Genomic DNA, 17,707 nt, shown 5'->3' on the forward strand with positions numbered 1-17,707 from the left:
TGGACGCCCACGCACCGCGTTTATCCAGCAAACACGCGTTATCGTTAGCGACCATCGCGAGCGAGCTCGCTCCTACAATAATCAAGGCCTCAGTCGAGTATTGGCAGCCCGAAAAAGGCCCGCGCACATGCGGTGCTGTGAGCCGCCAGTTCTTCCTCGCTTTCCCCGCGATGCAACGCCACTTCCCGCAATACTTCAGTCAGATACGCCGGTTCGTTGCGACCATTCTTAGGCTTGGGCCGCAAGCTGCGTGGCAGCAGATACGGCGCATCACTCTCCAGCATCAACCGCCCGCGCTTGATCTCTTTCACCAAGGGATGCAGATGCGTGCCGCGACGCTCGTCGCAGATCCAGCCGGTGATGCCGATGTGCAAGTCCAGGTCGAGGTAGCTGAACAGCGCTTTCTTCTCGCCGGTGAAGCAATGCACCACGGCGGCCGGCAATTGGTCGCGGTAATCGCGGAGGATTTCCAGCAAGCGCTGACTGGCGTCGCGCTCGTGGAGAAACACTGGCAGTTGCAGCTCGACCGCCATCGCCAGGTGCTCTTCGAGGACTTTTTCCTGTTGCGGACGCGGCGAGAAATCGCGATTGAAATCCAGGCCGCATTCACCCACGGCCACCACGTTCGGCTCTTTGAGCAAACTGCGTAGACGCTGGGCGCTGTCGGCGTTCCAGTCGCTGGCCGCATGTGGGTGAATGCCGGCGGTGGCGAACAGCCGTTGAGCCGTGTCATCCAGTTGCTGGCACAGTTCCAGCGCCTGTTCACTGCCCTCGACATTGGTGCCGGTTAGCACCAATTGGCAGACCCCGGCGGCATACGCGCGGTCGAGTACAGCCTGGTGCTTGTCGGCAAAACTGGGGTTGGTCAGGTTGACGCCGATATCGATGAGTTGCATGGTGCTACCTCGGACCAAAGGCCGGAAAGCATATCAGAGCTGTAGATTTATAAGAAAAGCCAAGAACTACAACGAGTTAACGCTGTCTTTTGATGCCTTGAGACAAGCCGGGGTGGTCAGCGTGCCATCACTGTGCCAGTCTTTTGCACTTTGCCAGCGCTCAAGGCGCTCTGTTTCTGACGTTCGGTTTCATGAGAATTGTTGAAATCGGCCCAGTATTCTTTCCGGAGAGTGGATGACTCGTCCCTCGATTTTGTTACTGCTGTGTGGTTTGTTACTGCTGCCGATGCCGGCGGTTGCGCGTCTTGCCGGCCCGCTGCAAGCCGTGCCGGCGGCCAAGGTGCGCGACCTGCAGGAAATCCGCAGCAGCCGAGTGCTGAAGGTGCTCGTCAACCAGAGCCGTAACAGCTCCGGTGAAGTCCAGGGCCAGGCCATCGGCGTTGAATACCATCGATTGCGCGCTTTCGAGCAATACCTCAATGGTTACGCCCGCGACGGTCAGGAAGTCACCCTCAAGATCATCCCCAAAGCCAAGGATCAACTGCTCGGCGCATTACAGCGCGGGGAGGGCGATCTGGTTGCGCCGGGGGAATTGCTCGATCTGCAACCGGGTTACGCCGTCAGCACCAGTGAGCCTATTGCCAGCAACATCCCGCTGGTGCTGGTCGGGATCAAAGGCGAAAAACGCTACACCCACCTTGAACAACTTTCCGGTAAAACCCTGGCATTGCCCACCGGCAGTGCCGCCGCGGAAGCGATCAGTCAGATCAATCAAAAACTTGCCCTGCACAAACTGGCGCCGGTGAAGATCGAGTGGGTCGATCCGAGCCTGGCGGTCGAAGACGTGCTGGAGATGGTTCAGGGCGGCATCTTTCACCTGACTATCGTCGAGCAACCGATTGTCGAGCGCTGGGGCAAGATCCTGACCAAGCTGCGCTTCGATCGACAGGTGCTGATCAGCGAGCCGGGGGAAGAGTTCTGGTTCGTGCGCCGGGATGCCTCAATGCTGCGGGCGAGCATCGATCGTTTCCTGACCGGGTACAAAAAGCCCTCGGATCAGGACGCGGCGTTCCTGCGGATCTATCGACGCCTGTATCAAGTGCACTATCCGTTGGCCAAGGCTGATCGCCAGCGCCTGGAAAAACTTCGACCGGTGCTGCAAAAGCACGCGGATGCCCAAGGCATGGACTGGCTGAACCTGGCGGCACTGGCGTTCAAGGAATCTGCCCTGCAGCCCAACGCCCGGAGTGGTAGCGGCCCCACTGGCTTGATGCAGATCACCCCGTCCGCAGCCCAGCGCGTGGGGGTCAATAATATTCAGGACCTCGACGCCAACGTGCAGGCCGGGGCCAAGTACCTGGCGATGATCCGCCGCAAGTTTTTTGCCAGCCCCAAACTCAACGAGCGTGAGCGCATGGCGTTTGTGTTGGCGGCCTACAACATCGGACCGGAGCGGGTTCAGGGCATGCGCGCGGAAGCGCGGCGACGTGGTTTGAATCCTAATCAGTGGTTCTTCCAGGTCGAACGCATCGCCATGGAGCAGGTGGGAATGGGCCCCGTCAGCTATGTTAATAGCGTGAACAAGTATTACCTGGCGTTCGATCGGGAGCGGGGGTCGTTGGAGCCCCAAGGGCAGAAGGTTGCCTCGCGTAAATGATCGACTAAACTGATTGTTATGGCGGAAAAATTGCGCTTTTAACATTTGATTTGCTGATTAATATAGCGGCCAACCAACACACCTAACTCCAGAATGGATGACACAGCATGAGCACACTGATCAATAAGGTACTGTTTACCCGCGCTGGCTATGGCCTGGCTATTCTGCGGATCTTCGTCGGCATCATCTTCGCTGCCCACGGCGCGCAGAAGCTTTTCGGGGCGTTCGGTGGTTACGGTCTGGGTGGCACCGCGCAGTACATGGAGAGCATCGGTCTGGCACCGGGCTATCTGATGGCGACGCTGGCGGGCGGTACTGAGTTCTTCGGCGGTCTTGCCTTGATCATCGGCTTGTTGGTCCGGCCGGCAGCCCTCGGCCTGACCATCCTCTCGCTGGTGGCGATCTTCTCGGTGCACCTCCCTCACGGTTTGTTCATGGTCAACAACGGTTATGAATTCGCCCTGGCCTTGCTCGGCGGCACCATCGCGGTACTGATCGAAGGCGGCGGCAAACTGTCGGCCGACCGCGCCATCGCTGGCTGACCGCTCTGACTCAACGAAAAGGCCCGCATTGCGCGGGCCTTTTTTGTTTTGCGTCATTCTTGACACTGTCCAGTCAGCTTCTCTAGGATGCTGCTCATGCGCCGATTTAAACAGCTACTTGCGGGGCGCCAGGTGACTCATTCAGTTGCCGACAGAAGCTTGAAACAGGCTTCGAAATACCGCTAAAGCGCTGGTTCGGTGTTGCCTCTCACCTGCCATGCAGACTTTTGAGGCAGAGACACGACACGATGAATGCACTAAACCCTGTTGTACGCCCCGCGCCGATCACGGCACACCTCACCCAGCGCAATCCAAAAATCCTGCTTGGCGGCAAACATCAGCCGACGCTCCTGCGTTATCTGGATGGCTGGCCACGTCGCACCGGCGGGCCGGCAGCGTTCCTGATCCAGTTTGTCGAAGACGGTGAGTCACTGGCCCGATTTGCCAGCGACAGTTTCGACCTGGCGGTGATTCAATCGCCCAGCGTCGAAGAGGCGCCGGAAGTGATCAGGCAACTGACGCGCGTTGCCCGACAAGGATTGATCACCCGCCGTTGAGGTTATGGGTAGTCGATCGCCACGATATACACGCATTGCTCACCAGTCGGTGTCTGGACTCGAACTTCGGCGTCCAGCGCCTTGCCGATGAGGGCACGTGCCAACGGTGAGTCGATACTGATCAGGCCCAGTTTCAAGTCCAGTTCATCCGGGCCGACGATGCGGTAACGCGACTCCTTGCCGTCCTCGTCCTCTATCGTGACCCACGCGCCGAAGTAGACCTTATTCGGATCGCTCGGTTTTTCGCTGACGACCTTGAGTGCTTCCAGGCGTTTGGTAAGAAAACGCACGCGGCTGTCGATCTCGCGCAACATCTTTTTGCCGTAGGTGTATTCGGCGTTCTCGGAGCGATCACCTTGCGCTGCGGCCTCGCTGACCGATTGCGTGACCTGCGGTCGGCGCACATGCCAGAGCTCATGAAACTCGGCCCGCATCCGCGCTTCACCTTCGGGGGTGATCAGCGCGGTGCCAGCGGTGCGGGGAGGGCGATAACGGCTCATGGCAACTTCTTGTGATTGAGAGGGCTTGAGTCTATCAACCCTCGCGCAACACTGTCAGGGGGCTGGCGTTCAAGGCCCGACGGGTGCCGAACACGCCGGCACCGCCGATCAGCGCAGCGCCGATCAATGGCAATACCAACAGCCATGGATGTGGGTGCCATGGCAGATCGAACGCGTAACGGTACAGCACCAGGCTCACCAGTTCCGAACCCAGTGCTGCCAGCAATCCGCTGACTGCGCCGAGCAGACCGAACTCGATCCGCCGCGCCTTGACCAGTAATTGTCGCTCGGCCCCCAGCGCTCGCAACAATGCGCCTTGACGGATGCGTTCATCCAGCGTCGCTTGCAGGCCTGAGAACAGCACCGCCATACCCGCCGCCAACACGAACAACAACACGTACTCCACCGCCAGGGTGACTTGCGCGAGGATGCTGCGCAGTTGTTCCAACAAGGCTTCGACTTGCAGGATGGTGACTGCCGGGAAGGATCGAGACAGGTCGACAATCTGCTGATCGTGACCGGCCGCGAGATAGAAGCTGGTCAGGTAGGTCGCCGGTAAATCCTTCAGTGTTCCCGGCTGGAAGATCATGAAGAAGTTCGGCTGGAAGTTGTCCCAGTTGATGTCCCGCAGGCTGGTGACTTTCGCTTCGCGATTGACCCCGCCAACGGTAAACACCATGTGATCGCCCAGTTTGAGCTTCAAGCTTTCGGCGACCTTGCCTTCCACTGACACGCCGGGAATGTCGTCCGCTGGTTGTTCGCTCCACCAGTTGCCTGAAGTGAGTTTGTTGCCCGCCGGCAGGTCTGCCGCCCAGGTCAGGCTCAGGTCGCGCTGGATCGCCCGATCTCCGGCCGAGTCCTTGCTGACGATCTCCTGCACCGGTTCGCCGTTGATGCTGATCAAACGTCCCGGCACCACCGGGTACAGCGGCGCCGATTTCGCCGACAGTTCGATCAGGCGATCGGTAAAGGTCTGTTTGTCCGCCGGCAGAATGTTCAGCGCGAAATAGTTCGGCGCGTTTTTCGGCAACTGATTCTGCCAGGTGTCCAGCAGTTCACCGCGCAACAGGGCGATCAACGCCATGGACAGCAGAATCAAACCGAAGGCCAGGGATTGTCCGGCGGCAGCCAGTGGATGGCGCAGCAATTGACCCAATCCGAGACGCCAAGGCAATGAAGCTCGCGCGAGCATCCGGCGCAGGCTTTTCAGAAGCAGCAACAACAAGCCACCCAGCATCAGCGCGGCAATCACGCCACCGCCGAGCAGGGCGAAGGTCAGCAGCAGATCCAGACTCAAGCGCCACATGATCAAACCAAGTGCACCCAAGGCTGCGCCGTAGACCATCCAGGTACTGGAAGGAATCGGCAGCATGTCGCGGCGCAATACCCGCAATGGCGGAACCCGGCCTAGCGCCGCGAGGGGCGGCAGGGCAAAACCGGCCAGCGCCACCAGCCCGGTGCCGATCCCGGCGATGGCCGGCAACAGGCCGCCCGGTGGAACGTCGGTTGGCAACAAATCATGCAGCAGCGCGAACAGGCCAAGCTGCGCCAGCCAGCCAATCAATGCGCCGCTGATGCTGGCCAACAGTCCGAGCACCGTCAGCTGCAAACTGAACAGGACCATGGTTTCCCGACGGGACAGTCCCAGACAGCGCAACAACGCGCTGGCATCGAAGCGGCGGGTGGCGAAACGCGTCGCCGACAATGCCACCGCGACACCGGACAGCAGAACCGCCACCAGACTGGCCATGTTCAAGTAACGCTCGGCCTTGCCCAAAGCGCCGCCGATCTGTCGGTTGCCGTCACGGGCATCCTGAATGCGCTGGTTGGCGGCGAGGCCGGGTTTGATCAGTTGACGGTAGGTTTCCAGCGCCTCGGCGTTGCCGCGCCAGAGTTCGCGGTAACTGACGCGGCTGCCGGGTTGCACCACACCGGTGGCGGCGAGGTCGCTGAGGTTGATCAGCACGCGTGGCGTCAGGCTGTAGAAATTGCCGGCGCGATCCGGTTCGTAGGTCAGCACGCGCGCCAGTTTCAGGGTGTGCATGCCGACGTCGATGCTGTCGCCGATCTTCAGGTCCAGCGCGGTCAGCAGCCGTGCCTCGACCCAGGCTTCACCGGGTTTCGGTCCTCCACCGGGCTCTTCCGGAGCAAAAGGGGCGGGGGCGCTTTTCAGTTCGCCGCGCAGGGGATAGACAGCGTCGGCGGCTTTGATGCTGGATAGCTGAATGCCGTTGTCGGTGGCGATGACGCTGGAGAACTCCACCACCTGCGCATGTTCGAGGCCCAACTCCGTCCCGCTTTTGATCTGTTCGGGTCGCGCCGGTGAACTGCCTTCAAGCAGCAGATCGGCGCCAAGAAATTCGGTGGCGCGCAGCATCATGGCGCCATTCAGGCGGGCGCCGAAGTAACCGATGGCGGTACTCGCCGCCACCGCCACCAGCAAGGCGAAGAACAACACCCGCAACTCGCCAGCACGGGCGTCGCGTAGCAATTGACGGATGGCGAGACTGAACAGGCGCAACAGCGGCAAGCGTGCCATCAAGGCTCCAGAGGGGCGACCAGCAGGCCGGCTTCAAGTCGGATCAGGCGCCGGCAGCGATGTGCCAGACGTTCATCGTGGGTCACCAGCACCAGGGTCGTGCCGCGCTCCTTGTTCAATTCGAACAGCAAGTCGCTGATGCGCTCACCGGTGTGGCTGTCGAGGTTGCCGGTGGGTTCGTCGGCGAACAACACATCGGGCTCGGCGGCAAACGCACGGGCAATCGCCACGCGCTGCTGCTCGCCACCGGAGAGTTGACGTGGCGAATGGGTCAGGCGCTGGCCGAGGCCGACACGTTGCAGCAGTTCGGTGGCGCGCTCACGGGCGTCTTTGCGGCCATCGAGTTCGAGCGGCAGCATCACGTTTTCAAGGGCGTTGAGACTGTCGAGCAGTTGAAAGGACTGGAACACAAAACCGACGTGTTCGGCGCGAATACGCGCGCGTTGATCTTCATCTAGATTGCTCAGGCCCTGGCCGGCGAGGGTGACTTCGCCACTGCTCGGCAGGTCGAGGCCGGCGAGCAAACCGAGGAGGGTGGATTTGCCGGAACCGGAAGCGCCGACGATGGCCAGGCTGTCGCCCTTGTTCAGTTCCAGGCTGAGTTCGTGCAGGATAGTCAGTTCACCTTCCGCGCTGGGAACCACTTTGCTGAGGTTCTTCGCGGTGAGAATGCTTGCGCCCATGGAGAATCCGATGCGTGTGTGGTTTTTGAGTGCTGGCCTGGCCTTGATGTGCATGGCCCAGAACGCAGCGGCGGGTACAGTCCTGATCGTTGGCGATAGTATCAGCGCCGGTTTCGGACTGGATACCCGCGTAGGGTGGGTCTCGTTGCTTGAGCAACGGCTCAAGCGCGAAGGTTTCGACGATAAGGTGGTCAATGCGTCCATCAGCGGCGACACCAGTGCCGGAGGCCGGGCGCGCCTGCCGGCGCTGCTTGCAGAGCATAAGCCTGCGCTGGTGATCCTCGAATTGGGCGGCAACGACGGCCTGCGCGGAATGCTGCCAACGCAATTGCAACAAAATCTTGCGTCGATGATCGACAGCTCCCGCGTTAGCGGGGCCAAGGTGCTTCTGCTAGGCATGCAACTGCCACCCAACTACGGCGCGCGCTACACAAAGGCTTTCGCCGAGGTGTACAGCAACGTCGCCAACGAGAAAAAAATCCCGCTGGTGCCGTTTTTTCTCGACGGCGTGGGCGGTCATCCCGACCTGATGCAGGCCGACGGCTTGCACCCCACTGCGAGGGCTCAGGACAAGTTGCTGGAAAATGTCTGGCCGACACTGAAACCGCTTCTTTGACGCTTTTCTAGCGGCGGCGTTTCGGCTAAGGTGGCGCCCCCGATTTGGAGCCCCCGATGCCGCGTCCCGCCTGGTCACTTTTTGCCTACCAACTGATCGAGCCTGACGAACAGCTGGATCTGTTCGCCTGCCAGGAAGTGCGGGTACATCTGGTGACCCGTCAGCTGGAACTGGGTGGCTCGGCCGATCGAACCTTGTGCGGCAGCCTGCTTCCGGCGCAGCCGCGCTGGTCGAGCGTCGATCGCCGCGTTTTCCAGGATCAGCGCCTGTGCTCGCTGTGCCGGGCGATTCTGGAATCGCAGAAACGCGGCACTTCGCCGATCTGGCCAGAGCTGCGCTTTGAGCTTTGACCGCTGACCGTCTTTTTTGACCGTGTACATATCCGTTGCTGCGGTAACGGCTGCTATTGGTTTCGCCCTTACGGCGAGTCACTTGGAGAAGCGCCAAGTAACCAAGCGCTTCTGCCCCTTTCGTTCGGCCCTTCGCTCCGGTCCTGCTCCGTGGGCCCGCCGCGATCGGCCATCCCTGGCCGTGCGCGGCTAACCCGGCATCCATGCCGGGTTTCCCACTGCGCAGAACCTGCGCTCGGCCTCGCGAGGGGGCGTGCACCTCAAAAGCAAAATCGAGGCGGCCCGACAGCCGACCTGGGCTTCAAGCGGGCGCGCTTCGCTGACTTGATCGTTCACATAGCCTGAATTTGCAATGAGTACCTGTGGGAGCGGGCTTGCTCGCGAATGCGGACTGGCATTCAGCATTGATGTCGACTGACACGACGCCTTCGCGAGCAAGCCCGCTCCCACAGTGGAAATTTGTAGGCCTTGAAATGGGTGTCAACCCTGATGACCTTGACGGACTAGACGTCAGGTCGGCTATCAGGCCGCCTCGCGTGCTTTTGATCTGGCTTTTGATCTTCTTACCCCCTCGAGAGGCTGAGCGCAGGTTCTGCGCAGTGGGCAACCCCGCATGGATCGCGGCGGGCCCACGGAGCAGGACCGGAGTGAGGGCATGCCGAGCCTAGGCGAGGCACCGAACGAAAGGGGCAAAAGCCCTTGGTTACTTGGGGCTTTTCCAAGTGACTCGCCGTAAGGGCGAAACCCGAAGCGGCCGTAACCGCAGAAATGGATATGTACACCTCAAAAACCCGTCGCCAATGGGCGCTCTATCGGTGCGTCTCCCCGAATACCGAAGCGCCAGTGTACAATCGCGTTCTTAAACCCTAGTCGAATATGCGAAGGATTTTCCGGATGTTGCCGCGTTTTCCTGCCGTCACCCGCTACCTGTCTCTTGCCGCCCTTTGTGTGGCAGGCCCCGTAGCAGCATTGGAGTTGCCCCTGCCACCGCCTGGTGAAGACATCATCGGCCAGGTTCAGGTCATCAAGGCCAAGTACGAAGACACCTTCGCCGACCTTGGCACCACTTACGATCTGGGTTACTCGGAAATGCTCGCGGCCAACCCTGGCGTCGATGCCTGGTTGCCGGGCGCCGGTACTGAAATCGTGCTGCCGACGCGCTTCATCCTGCCCCCAGGACCGCGTGAAGGTATCGTCATCAACCTGGCTGAATACCGTCTCTACTACTACCCGAAAGGCCGGAATGTGGTTTACACCTTCCCGCTGGGCATCGGTCGTGAGGGTTGGGGTTCACCGATCGCTCACACCACCATCACGGCCAAGACACCGAACCCGACCTGGACGCCTCCAGCCTCGATCAAGGCCGAGCACGCTGCAGACGGTGACCCGTTGCCAAACGTCGTGCCGGCCGGCCCGGACAACCCGCTGGGGCCGTTCAAATTCAGCCTGGGCACGCCGGGTTACCTGATCCACGGTTCGAACAAGAAGTTCGGCATCGGCATGCGCACCAGCCACGGTTGCTTCCGCATGTTCAACAACAATGTGCTGGAGATGGCGGGCATGGTGCCGGTCGGTACGTCGGTGCGGATCATCAACGACCCGTACAAATTCGGCATCAGTGGCGGCAAGGTCTACCTGGAAGCGCACACACCGCTGGACGATAACGGCAACCCGTCGGTGGTCGACAAGCACACCGCCGTGATCAACGCGATGCTCAAGCGTGAGGACATCACCAACAACCTGCGCATGGATTGGGATGTGGTGCGTGATGTGGTGGCCGCTGAAGATGGCCTGCCGGTGGAAATCGCCGTGCCGAACTCTTCCGCACCGATGGTGACGAGTGCACCGCTCGACCCGCTGCAGTAAGGCTTGAACAGAACCCGCCGATGCAGGCTGCGTCGGCGGGTTTTTTTATGGCCGGTACAAAACGACCGGCCATAAAAAAGCCGACCCATAAATGGGTCGGCTTAATAACAATCCCGAAGGATTATTACTTGCGGCTAGCTTTGTCCAGCATGCGCAGAGCACGCTCGTTAGCTTCGTCAGCAGTCTGTTGTGCTTTTTGAGCAGCAGCCAGAGCTTCATCAGCTTTACGGTAAGCTTCGTCTGCACGAGCCTGGGAGCGAGCAGCTGCGTCTTCAGTAGCGGTCAGACGTGCTTCGGTTTCTTTCGATACGCTGCTGCAACCGGTAGCCAGAACTGCGGCCAGAGCCAGAGCAGAGAATTTCAGAACGTTGTTCATCGTGTTCCCCTTCAAGGACTTTCTATTAAGTAGCTGTCTCCTCAGAGTGAGGAAATAGCCGGCGTACATACTACCCATTACTTGTCGTAAGTAAACTGACGTAAAGCAGGAAGCAAAAAAAATTGTAGGCGTTGATTCTTTTTCGAGCAACTTTTACTTGCATTTGATTAAAAAATATTCAGCTGCAAGGCCCGCGCAGAGCGAGTTGGCACGGAAAAGTTCCCGGCTGCCGCGACTGTTTTCGCGGTCTTGGCTAAAGTCTGTCTACATGGATTCGACTACACTTTTGTTCGGGATTTGCGCGGCACCTCTCATATCTTTCTCCTAGTTGAGGTGACTTAAAAGAAGGGCGCTCGTCTTAAGTCTCAACATCCGGCAATGTTCAGGCGATCGACCACCCGAGATCTTCGGTCGAGCCGTCCCTGCGTAACCCCCGGAGCGGCACCTGCCCAACCATGCGTGATGACGAGCGTGCCTTGAGCATTTCTGCCAATGGCGCCTACTATTTGATACGTGCTCGGTAGCGCGAGATCGGTGCAGCTCTTCTCGGTGTCCATTCAGGCACGGGGTGGCGTAGATGTTCCTTCGCCGGAAAAACATCGGTAAGGTAGGGGTCAGAAAAAAGACCCGCGAGGAGTAGTGATGAGTGAGGCGTTGTCCATCCACCATGACCAGGCTGGTCATCAGTTCGAGACCAATGTGGACGGTCATCGTGCCTACCTGACCTATATGGATCTGGGGAAACAGACCCTGGATATCTATCGCACCTTTGTGCCCAATGCATTGCGTGGTCGCGGCATTGCGGCAGCCTTGACCGAGAAGGCGCTGGAGTACGCAGAGGAAATGGGCTACACCGTCATTCCTTCGTGTTCCTACGTGGAGCGCTACATGGAACGTCACCAGCGGCATGCGGCCAAGCTGAGCCAGTAAAACGAACGCATAAAAAAACGCCGGGTTTAGCCCGGCGTTTTTTTTGTGCGCTGAAAAGTGATCAGGTGCGATCGCGTTTCGGCAGCACGTCCTTGAGCTTGGCATGCATGCTGCGCAAGGTGTTTTCGGTAGCGGACCAATCGATGCAGGCATCGGTGATCGACACGCCGTATTGCAGGTCGGCGAGGTCTTTCGGGATGGCCTGGCAGCCCCAGTTCAAGTGACTTTCGACCATCAGGCCGATGATCGACTGGTTGCCTTCGAGGATCTGGTTGGCGACGTTCTCCATCACCAGCGGTTGCAGTGCCGGGTCCTTGTTGGAGTTGGCGTGACTGCAATCGACCATGATGTTCGGCTTGATCTTCGCCTTGTTCAGCGCCTGCTCGCACAGTGCGACGCTGACCGAATCGTAGTTCGGCTTGCCGTTGCCGCCGCGCAGCACCACGTGGCCGTAGGCATTGCCCTTGGTGGTGACGATCGACACGCCGCCTTCCTGGTTGATCCCCAGGAAACGATGCGGGCTGGAAACCGATTGCAGGGCGTTGATCGCCACCGTCAGGCCGCCGTCGGTGCCGTTCTTGAAGCCGACGGCCGAAGACAGGCCGGACGCCATTTCACGGTGAGTCTGGGATTCGGTGGTGCGCGCGCCGATGGCCGACCAGCTGATCAGGTCCTGCAGGTACTGCGGGGAGATCGGGTCGAGGGCTTCGGTCGCAGTTGGCAGGCCCATCTCGGCCAGGTCCAGCAGCAGCTGACGACCGATGTGCAGACCGTCCTGAATCTTGAACGAGTCGTCCAGGTACGGGTCGTTGATCAAGCCTTTCCAGCCGACAGTGGTGCGTGGCTTCTCGAAATACACGCGCATGACCAGATACAGGGTATCGGACACTTCCGCAGCGAGCACCTTCAGACGCTCGGCGTATTCGTGGGCAGCCTTGATGTCGTGGATCGAGCACGGCCCGATAACGACAAACAGACGGTTGTCGGTGCCATCCAGAATGTTGCGAATGACTTCGCGGCCCTTGGTGACGGTGCGCAGGGCAGCGTCGCTCAGAGGAATATCGCGCTTGAGCTGGTCAGGAGTGATCAGCGTCTCGTTGGAGGCGACGTTTAGGTCGTTGATCGGTAAATCAGCCATCGTTTACTCGTCAGGTCACGGGTGCCGGCCGCCAGCGAACCCGCGCGGCGGAGCACAGCAAATTAAGCGCGTCGGGGAGCGGAACCTTAGCGCGTTACACCGTGGCTCGACAATGGGCAGACGCCGGTTTAAGGGGCATTCCCGACAATTGAGAGCGCCCTTTAGTCCATCACTGCATGTGCAAATGCCTTGCGAACAGTGTCGTGGGAGAACTCGTCGGCGTGTTGCTGGACCCATTCGAGGGCCAGCGCCTGGGTTTCCTGCAGGTCGTCGTGGACTTCATGCAGGCGACAGTAACGTTCGATCTGGCACACCTGTTCGCCCATCCGGGCACTGAACATCATCTGCTCGTCAACAAAGGCAATGCCCACGAGGAAACCGCGTTTGCGTCGCAGGCACCAGGCTACGTAGCCCAGAAAACGCAAATCGGGGTTCAAGGTCGGCATGCGAACTTCCAGCGCCGTACCGTGACGCCAGGCGCGGTGGTAATTGCAAGCCATGCCCCCGAGGCTGATAGTGTGCAGCTGTTGTCGTGAAATACACTCAGGTTTCAGCAACGTTAATTCGACGGGCACATCGTCAGGATGAGGAATAAAACGTCCCATGAGCACGGACTCCATGTGTCGGCCATCTGACATTGTTTCCCCCAGTATAGTGGTCGAATCGGAACTGACCGATTTCGACGCCGACCAACGGTTGCTGGCGATGAGCGGCGTATCGCTGGTTATTTTCACCAGCGTCGGCTGCGCCGGCTGCCGTTTTGCCCGTGAGCAATTGCCAAGGCTCGATCTGCACGTCGACCGCTTGTGTTGGATCGATGCCGGGGACAATGGCGGGGTGGTCGAGCGTTATCAGGTCTTTCATTTGCCGGCGCTGTTTGTCGTGCGCGACGGTGAGTTTTTCGGGGCACTAAAATCGCGCCTGACCAGTACAGAGCTCAATGTGGCCGTGGGTCAGGCGCTGACCAGAACAGCAGAGGAGTTGCCATGACGGGTGCAGTTTCCAGGCCGACCATCGGTGTTATCGGAACCGGTGCGATCGGTGGTTTCTACGGGTTGATGCTGGCGCGTGCCGGTTTCGATGTGCATTTTCTGTTGCGCAGCGAATTTTCAGCGGTGGCCGAACGCGGGTTGCAACTCGACAGCGCGGTGCACGGTGCGCTGACGTTGAATCCGGTTCAAGCCTATTCGTCGGCCGAAGACATGCCGCCCTGCGACTGGTTGCTGGTGGGCGCGAAGACCACCAGCAATGCCGATCTGGCGCCGGCGATCATTCAAGCGGCGGCACCGAACGCGAAGGTGCTGTTGCTGCAAAACGGCCTGGATGTCGAAGACAGTCTGCGAGCCTTGCTCCCGGATTCCCTGCACCTGCTCGGCGGGCTCTGCCTGATCTGCGTCCATCGCACCGGCCCGGGTGCGATCACCCATCAGGCCCTTGGCGCGGTGAATGTCGGCTACCACAGTGGACCCGCCGCGGATGAGGCGGCGCGCATGGCGATTGTCGAGGAGGGCGCCGGGTTGTTCCGCAGCGCCGGCATCGACTCCCAGGCCATGCCGAACCTGCATCAGGCGCGCTGGCAGAAACTGGTCTGGAATATCCCTTACAACGGCCTGTCGGTACTGCTCGGTGCAGGCACCACGCCGTTGATGGCCGATGCCGACAGCCGGGAACTGATCAAGGCCTTGATGGCCGAAGTGGTGCAGGGCGCCAAGGCCTGCGGTCACGACATACCGGCCGGTTACGCGGACTATTTGTTCATGATGACCGAAAAAATGCCGGACTACTGGCCGAGCATGTACCACGATTTTCTGCACAAGCGACCACTGGAACTGGCGGCGATTTACGCCCGGCCACTGGCGGCAGCCAAGGCCGCCGGCTGCGAATTGCCGCGGATCGAAGCGTTGTATCGCAGTTTGAGTTTTATCGATCGACGTAACACCTGAGTCGATCAACCCGAGGGGGAAGGGCATGGCAAAGACGATTGACGACAAACTGGTGCTGGCGATTTCTTCGCGCGCGCTGTTCGACCTGAGCGAAAGCCACAAGGTTTACCTGTCGAGCGGCGTCGAGGCTTACCGGCAATATCAGATCGAACACGAAGACGAAATCCTCGAGCCCGGCGATGCATTCCCGCTCGTTGAAAAACTCCTCAGCCTCAATACCAGCCTCGGCCGCGCCAGGGTCGAGGTGATCCTGGTGTCGCGCAACAGCGCCGACACCGGGCTGCGGGTGTTCAACTCGATTCATCATTACGGACTGGCGATTTCCCGGGCGGCGTTTGTCGGTGGGCGCAGTCCGTACCCGTATCTCAAAGCGTTTGATTGCGATCTGTTTCTGTCGACCCACGCCGAAGACGTGCGCAGTGCGCTGGATGCCGGTTTCGCCGCGGCGACCATTCTGTCGGGCGGTGCCAGCCGTGCTGCGAGCGATGAATTACGGATTGCCTTCGACGGTGACGCGGTGCTGTTTTCCGACGAGTCGGAGCGTGTTTATCAGGCGGGCGGCCTGGAAGCGTTTCAGGCCAGTGAACGCGAAAGCGCCCGCGAGCCACTGCGCGGAGGGCCGTTCAAAGGCTTTCTCGCGGCGCTTAATCTGTTGCAGCGCGAGTTCCCGGAGGACGCCTGTCCGATCCGCACCGCGCTGGTCACCGCCCGTTCGGCGCCGGCCCATGAGCGGGTGATCCGCACGTTGCGCGAGTGGGACATCCGCCTGGATGAATCGTTGTTCCTAGGCGGACTGACCAAATCCGCTTTCCTCGAAGCCTTTGCCGCCGACGTGTTTTTCGACGATCAGGCAGGCCATTGCGAGTTGGCCCGCGAGGTGGTCGCTACCGGCCATGTGCCTCATGGCATAAGCAACGAGCAAAAGGTTTAAGCCCGCCGTTCAACGCGTTACGCGGGACGTCGTACTCGCCAAGGCACTGCTAAGCTGAATCAATCTCCGCCATGTTGGCACTCGAGGAGGTCATATGATTCGTTCGATGCTCTATGCCACTGACCTCGGCCTGTACGCCCCTTTGGTGATGCAGCATGCGTTGGCGCTGGCTCGAACATTCAATGCTGACTTGTATGTGGTGCACGCCGTCGAACCCATGGGGCTGTTTGCCGAATCGGTGCTGCAGAGCTATCTCGACGAGCAGGCACTGAACGAATTTCACAGTCAGGGCTTGAACACGGTGATCGCCAGTATCGAGCAGCGCGTGCTCGACAGCTTTCGTGAAGAGCTGGGAGATGAAGGGGAGCAGGACCTGGAGCGGATAAAAGCGGTGCGGGTGCTTCAGGGCGATCCGTCGCAGGTGATTCTCGACCAGGTGCAGAAACTCTCCGTGGATTTGTTGATCGTAGGTAGTCATAGCCATGGTGCTGGCGCGGAAACGCCTTTGGGCAGGACCGCAGCGCGGGTGTTGCAGTTGGCTCGGGTCCCGGTCTATCTGGTGCCGCTGGTGGAGCGCCGTCGCCAAGGGGATCGCTAATAGTGGCAGTAATAGTGGCAGTTTGATAAAAAGTTCTAGATTTATTCTTCAAACCATTAATATAGTTATATACCGTCGCTGATGCCCGTGGCGTCTACCTGCTTTGAGGGATTCATATGAAGCTCCAACAATTGCGCTACATCTGGGAAGTGGCGCACCACGACCTCAACGTTTCCGCTACAGCCCAAAGCCTTTACACCTCGCAACCGGGCATCAGCAAGCAGATCCGTCTGCTGGAAGACGAATTGGGCGTCGAGGTTTTTGCTCGCAGCGGCAAGCACCTGACCCGCGTCACCCCGGCCGGCGAGCGCATCATCACCACCGCCGGCGAGATTCTGCGCAAGGTTGAAAGCATCAAGCAGATCGCTCAGGAGTTCTCCAACGAGAAGAAAGGCACCCTGTCGATCGCCACCACGCACACCCAGGCGCGTTATGCGTTGCCGCCGGTGATCAGCAATTTCATCAAGCAATACCCGGACGTTGCGCTGCACATGCACCAGGGTTCGCCGATGCAGATCGCCGAAATGGCCGCAGACGGCACTGTCGATTTCGCCATCGCCACCGAAGCCCTGGAGCTGTTCGGTGATCTGGTGATGATGCCGTGCTACCGCTGGAACCGCTGCGTGGTCGTGCCTCAGGGCCATCCGCTGACCAAGCTGTCGAAGCTGACCCTCGAAGCGCTGGCCGAATACCCGATCGTGACGTACGTGTTCGGTTTCACCGGCCGTTCGAAACTCGACGAAGCGTTCAGCCATCGCGGACTGACGCCGAAAGTGGTGTTCACCGCGGCCGACGCCGACGTGATCAAGACTTACGTTCGCCTGGGTCTGGGCGTGGGCATCGTGGCGAAAATGGCGGTCGATACCAAGCTCGATAGTGATCTGGTGGTGCTCGACGCCAGCGAATTGTTCGAATCCAGCATCACCAAAATCGGTTTCCGTCGCGGCACCTTCCTGCGTGGCTTCATGTGCGACTTCATCGAGAAGTTCGCCCCGCATCTGACCCGCGAAGTCATGGCCAAAGCCATTCAGTGCCACAACAAGCAGGAACTGGAAGAGCTGTTCGACGGCGTCGAACTGCCGGTCCATTAATCTCCGGTTTTAAACCACCTCGGTAACAGAAAACTGTTGCCGAGCGCCCGCCACCAGAATCTCCACCTCGTCCCCTTCGAACTTGCCCAGCAGGCTTTTGCCCAGCGGTGAGCGAGGGGTGATGACGGTAATCCATTGCCCCACCAGATCGACCTTCAAGCCCGCCGCGTCGGGGGCCAGAAACAGCCATTGCTCACGACCCTTTTCGTCTTCCAGACCGAGCAGGGCGCCGACTTCGATGCCGCGCTGTTCGTCGTAAGGCCGCAGCGTCAGGTTCTGGCACAGCACCAACGAATGCCTGATTTCCTCCACGCGCCTGGCTTGCCCGGCAGCCAGATAAGACGCCTCCAGCCCCAGCGTGTCGTACTTGTTCTCGGCGATGTTTTCTTCGTGGGTTGCGGTTTCGTACGCGGTTTGCGCGGCACGCTCGGCGATGTCGAGATCGACCCGCAGCTTGTCGAGAATCAGTTGGTGGACAGTATGCTTGTTCATGA

Annotated in this window: 20 protein-coding genes; 12 read left to right on the forward strand and 8 right to left on the reverse strand. The window is 59.7% G+C overall.

Annotation, left to right across the window (positions count from 1 at the left end; all coding sequences use genetic code 11):
- Nucleotides 1-89: 89 nt before the first annotated feature.
- Nucleotides 90-896, reverse strand: a complete 807-nt coding sequence (locus ACYZTL_RS25255; protein WP_461954020.1) for a TatD family hydrolase — start codon at nucleotides 894-896, stop codon at nucleotides 90-92.
- Between the two features lie 235 nt (nucleotides 897-1,131).
- Between ACYZTL_RS25255 and ACYZTL_RS25260 the strand changes: the two genes are divergently transcribed.
- The 3 genes from ACYZTL_RS25260 to ACYZTL_RS25270 all read left to right on the forward strand — a co-directional run bounded on the left by ACYZTL_RS25260 (nucleotide 1,132) and on the right by ACYZTL_RS25270 (nucleotide 3,652).
- Nucleotides 1,132-2,553: an MltF family protein gene (locus tag ACYZTL_RS25260; RefSeq protein ID WP_461954021.1), complete on the forward strand. Its 1,422-nt coding sequence runs from the start codon at nucleotides 1,132-1,134 to the stop codon at nucleotides 2,551-2,553.
- Between the two features lie 107 nt (nucleotides 2,554-2,660).
- Nucleotides 2,661-3,095, forward strand: a complete 435-nt coding sequence (locus tag ACYZTL_RS25265) for a DoxX family protein (protein ID WP_461954022.1) — start codon at nucleotides 2,661-2,663, stop codon at nucleotides 3,093-3,095.
- 248 nt (nucleotides 3,096-3,343) lie between these two features.
- Entirely contained in the window at nucleotides 3,344-3,652 is a 309-nt protein-coding gene (locus ACYZTL_RS25270) for a class I SAM-dependent methyltransferase (protein ID WP_461954023.1), read from the forward strand.
- A gap of 2 nt (nucleotides 3,653-3,654) precedes the next feature.
- Here the strand turns inward: ACYZTL_RS25270 and greB are convergent, their stop codons facing one another.
- From greB to ACYZTL_RS25285, 3 genes are read right to left on the reverse strand one after another with little or no spacing between them, the layout of a single operon-like run.
- Nucleotides 3,655-4,152 carry a transcription elongation factor GreB gene (gene greB, locus ACYZTL_RS25275; RefSeq protein ID WP_008031876.1) on the reverse strand — a complete coding sequence of 166 codons (498 nt, stop codon included), beginning with the start codon at nucleotides 4,150-4,152 and terminating at the stop codon, nucleotides 3,655-3,657.
- Between the two features lie 34 nt (nucleotides 4,153-4,186).
- Nucleotides 4,187-6,691 (reverse strand): ABC transporter permease, encoded by a 2,505-nt coding sequence (locus ACYZTL_RS25280; RefSeq protein WP_461954024.1) that lies wholly within the window; start codon nucleotides 6,689-6,691, stop codon nucleotides 4,187-4,189.
- Nucleotides 6,691-7,374, reverse strand: a complete 684-nt coding sequence (locus tag ACYZTL_RS25285) for an ABC transporter ATP-binding protein (RefSeq protein WP_007939984.1) — start codon at nucleotides 7,372-7,374, stop codon at nucleotides 6,691-6,693. The genes ACYZTL_RS25280 and ACYZTL_RS25285 overlap by 1 nt, the downstream gene beginning before the upstream one ends.
- A 10-nt stretch (nucleotides 7,375-7,384) precedes the next feature.
- Between ACYZTL_RS25285 and ACYZTL_RS25290 the strand changes: the two genes are divergently transcribed.
- The 3 genes from ACYZTL_RS25290 (at nucleotide 7,385) to ACYZTL_RS25300 (ending at nucleotide 10,206) form a co-directional block, all read left to right on the forward strand.
- Nucleotides 7,385-7,990, forward strand: coding sequence for an arylesterase (locus ACYZTL_RS25290; protein ID WP_461954025.1), 606 nt, complete (start codon nucleotides 7,385-7,387; stop codon nucleotides 7,988-7,990).
- A gap of 56 nt (nucleotides 7,991-8,046) precedes the next feature.
- On the forward strand, nucleotides 8,047-8,340 hold the full coding sequence (locus ACYZTL_RS25295; RefSeq protein ID WP_003226812.1) for a hypothetical protein: 294 nt from the start codon (nucleotides 8,047-8,049) through the stop codon (nucleotides 8,338-8,340).
- 894 nt (nucleotides 8,341-9,234) lie between these two features.
- Complete coding sequence (locus ACYZTL_RS25300) at nucleotides 9,235-10,206, forward strand: L,D-transpeptidase family protein (RefSeq protein WP_461954026.1); 972 nt, start codon at nucleotides 9,235-9,237, stop codon at nucleotides 10,204-10,206.
- Between the two features lie 124 nt (nucleotides 10,207-10,330).
- Here ACYZTL_RS25300 and oprI read toward each other — a convergent pair whose 3' ends face one another.
- Entirely contained in the window at nucleotides 10,331-10,582 is a 252-nt protein-coding gene (gene oprI, locus ACYZTL_RS25305) for an outer membrane lipoprotei OprI (RefSeq protein WP_002553018.1), read from the reverse strand.
- A 642-nt stretch (nucleotides 10,583-11,224) separates the two neighbouring features.
- Between oprI and ACYZTL_RS25310 the strand changes: the two genes are divergently transcribed.
- Nucleotides 11,225-11,512, forward strand: coding sequence for a GNAT family N-acetyltransferase (locus ACYZTL_RS25310; RefSeq protein ID WP_008057026.1), 288 nt, complete (start codon nucleotides 11,225-11,227; stop codon nucleotides 11,510-11,512).
- A gap of 61 nt (nucleotides 11,513-11,573) precedes the next feature.
- Here ACYZTL_RS25310 and ACYZTL_RS25315 read toward each other — a convergent pair whose 3' ends face one another.
- Together ACYZTL_RS25315 and ACYZTL_RS25320 are read right to left on the reverse strand one after the other, a co-directional pair.
- Entirely contained in the window at nucleotides 11,574-12,650 is a 1,077-nt protein-coding gene (locus ACYZTL_RS25315) for a 3-deoxy-7-phosphoheptulonate synthase (RefSeq protein WP_461954027.1), read from the reverse strand.
- A 161-nt stretch (nucleotides 12,651-12,811) separates the two neighbouring features.
- Nucleotides 12,812-13,255 (reverse strand): PilZ domain-containing protein, encoded by a 444-nt coding sequence (locus tag ACYZTL_RS25320; protein WP_461954028.1) that lies wholly within the window; start codon nucleotides 13,253-13,255, stop codon nucleotides 12,812-12,814.
- On the opposite strand from ACYZTL_RS25320, the gene ACYZTL_RS25325 reads away from it, so the two are divergent.
- From ACYZTL_RS25325 to cysB, 5 genes are all read left to right on the forward strand, one after another.
- The gene (locus tag ACYZTL_RS25325) at nucleotides 13,254-13,640 is read left to right on the forward strand and encodes a thioredoxin family protein (protein ID WP_461954029.1); all 387 of its coding nucleotides are present in this window, start codon (nucleotides 13,254-13,256) and stop codon (nucleotides 13,638-13,640) included. The two genes, ACYZTL_RS25320 and ACYZTL_RS25325, sit on opposite strands and share 2 nt — an antisense overlap.
- A complete protein-coding gene (locus ACYZTL_RS25330; RefSeq protein WP_461954030.1) occupies nucleotides 13,637-14,593 on the forward strand; it encodes a putative 2-dehydropantoate 2-reductase in 957 nt (318 codons plus the stop codon). Before ACYZTL_RS25325 ends, ACYZTL_RS25330 begins: the two co-directional genes overlap by 4 nt.
- Nucleotides 14,594-14,618: 25 nt before the next feature.
- Entirely contained in the window at nucleotides 14,619-15,524 is a 906-nt protein-coding gene (locus ACYZTL_RS25335; RefSeq protein WP_461954031.1) for a 5'-nucleotidase, read from the forward strand.
- A gap of 94 nt (nucleotides 15,525-15,618) precedes the next feature.
- The gene (locus tag ACYZTL_RS25340) at nucleotides 15,619-16,122 is read left to right on the forward strand and encodes a universal stress protein (RefSeq protein WP_461954032.1); all 504 of its coding nucleotides are present in this window, start codon (nucleotides 15,619-15,621) and stop codon (nucleotides 16,120-16,122) included.
- A 116-nt stretch (nucleotides 16,123-16,238) separates the two neighbouring features.
- Nucleotides 16,239-17,213 (forward strand): HTH-type transcriptional regulator CysB, encoded by a 975-nt coding sequence (cysB, locus tag ACYZTL_RS25345; RefSeq protein ID WP_007899921.1) that lies wholly within the window; start codon nucleotides 16,239-16,241, stop codon nucleotides 17,211-17,213.
- Nucleotides 17,214-17,222: 9 nt separating this feature from the next.
- On the opposite strand, the gene ACYZTL_RS25350 is transcribed toward cysB, so the two are convergent.
- A complete protein-coding gene (locus tag ACYZTL_RS25350) occupies nucleotides 17,223-17,705 on the reverse strand; it encodes a GreA/GreB family elongation factor (protein WP_461954033.1) in 483 nt (160 codons plus the stop codon).
- Nucleotides 17,706-17,707 lie beyond the last annotated feature (2 nt).

The sequence above is a fragment of the Pseudomonas sp. LB3P81 genome (assembly GCF_054897965.1).

Excerpts from the sequence above, each read along its gene's own strand:
- cysB (WP_007899921.1), top strand. The coding sequence starts at position 16,239 with ATGAAGCTCCAACAATTGCGCTACATCTGGGAAGTGGCGCACCACGAC.
- ACYZTL_RS25270 (WP_461954023.1), top strand. The coding sequence starts at position 3,344 with ATGAATGCACTAAACCCTGTTGTACGCCCCGCGCCGATCACGGCACAC.
- ACYZTL_RS25315 (WP_461954027.1), bottom strand. The coding sequence starts at position 12,650 with ATGGCTGATTTACCGATCAACGACCTAAACGTCGCCTCCAACGAGACG.
- ACYZTL_RS25310 (WP_008057026.1), top strand. The coding sequence starts at position 11,225 with ATGAGTGAGGCGTTGTCCATCCACCATGACCAGGCTGGTCATCAGTTC.
- ACYZTL_RS25265 (WP_461954022.1), top strand. The coding sequence starts at position 2,661 with ATGAGCACACTGATCAATAAGGTACTGTTTACCCGCGCTGGCTATGGC.
- ACYZTL_RS25335 (WP_461954031.1), top strand. The coding sequence starts at position 14,619 with ATGGCAAAGACGATTGACGACAAACTGGTGCTGGCGATTTCTTCGCGC.
- ACYZTL_RS25350 (WP_461954033.1), bottom strand. The coding sequence starts at position 17,705 with ATGAACAAGCATACTGTCCACCAACTGATTCTCGACAAGCTGCGGGTC.
- ACYZTL_RS25340 (WP_461954032.1), top strand. The coding sequence starts at position 15,619 with ATGATTCGTTCGATGCTCTATGCCACTGACCTCGGCCTGTACGCCCCT.
- ACYZTL_RS25255 (WP_461954020.1), bottom strand. The coding sequence starts at position 896 with ATGCAACTCATCGATATCGGCGTCAACCTGACCAACCCCAGTTTTGCC.
- ACYZTL_RS25260 (WP_461954021.1), top strand. The coding sequence starts at position 1,132 with ATGACTCGTCCCTCGATTTTGTTACTGCTGTGTGGTTTGTTACTGCTG.
- ACYZTL_RS25290 (WP_461954025.1), top strand. The coding sequence starts at position 7,385 with ATGCGTGTGTGGTTTTTGAGTGCTGGCCTGGCCTTGATGTGCATGGCC.
- ACYZTL_RS25300 (WP_461954026.1), top strand. The coding sequence starts at position 9,235 with ATGTTGCCGCGTTTTCCTGCCGTCACCCGCTACCTGTCTCTTGCCGCC.
- ACYZTL_RS25325 (WP_461954029.1), top strand. The coding sequence starts at position 13,254 with ATGAGCACGGACTCCATGTGTCGGCCATCTGACATTGTTTCCCCCAGT.
- oprI (WP_002553018.1), bottom strand. The coding sequence starts at position 10,582 with ATGAACAACGTTCTGAAATTCTCTGCTCTGGCTCTGGCCGCAGTTCTG.
- ACYZTL_RS25295 (WP_003226812.1), top strand. The coding sequence starts at position 8,047 with ATGCCGCGTCCCGCCTGGTCACTTTTTGCCTACCAACTGATCGAGCCT.
- ACYZTL_RS25330 (WP_461954030.1), top strand. The coding sequence starts at position 13,637 with ATGACGGGTGCAGTTTCCAGGCCGACCATCGGTGTTATCGGAACCGGT.
- greB (WP_008031876.1), bottom strand. The coding sequence starts at position 4,152 with ATGAGCCGTTATCGCCCTCCCCGCACCGCTGGCACCGCGCTGATCACC.
- ACYZTL_RS25285 (WP_007939984.1), bottom strand. The coding sequence starts at position 7,374 with ATGGGCGCAAGCATTCTCACCGCGAAGAACCTCAGCAAAGTGGTTCCC.
- ACYZTL_RS25320 (WP_461954028.1), bottom strand. The coding sequence starts at position 13,255 with ATGGGACGTTTTATTCCTCATCCTGACGATGTGCCCGTCGAATTAACG.
- ACYZTL_RS25280 (WP_461954024.1), bottom strand. The coding sequence starts at position 6,691 with ATGGCACGCTTGCCGCTGTTGCGCCTGTTCAGTCTCGCCATCCGTCAA.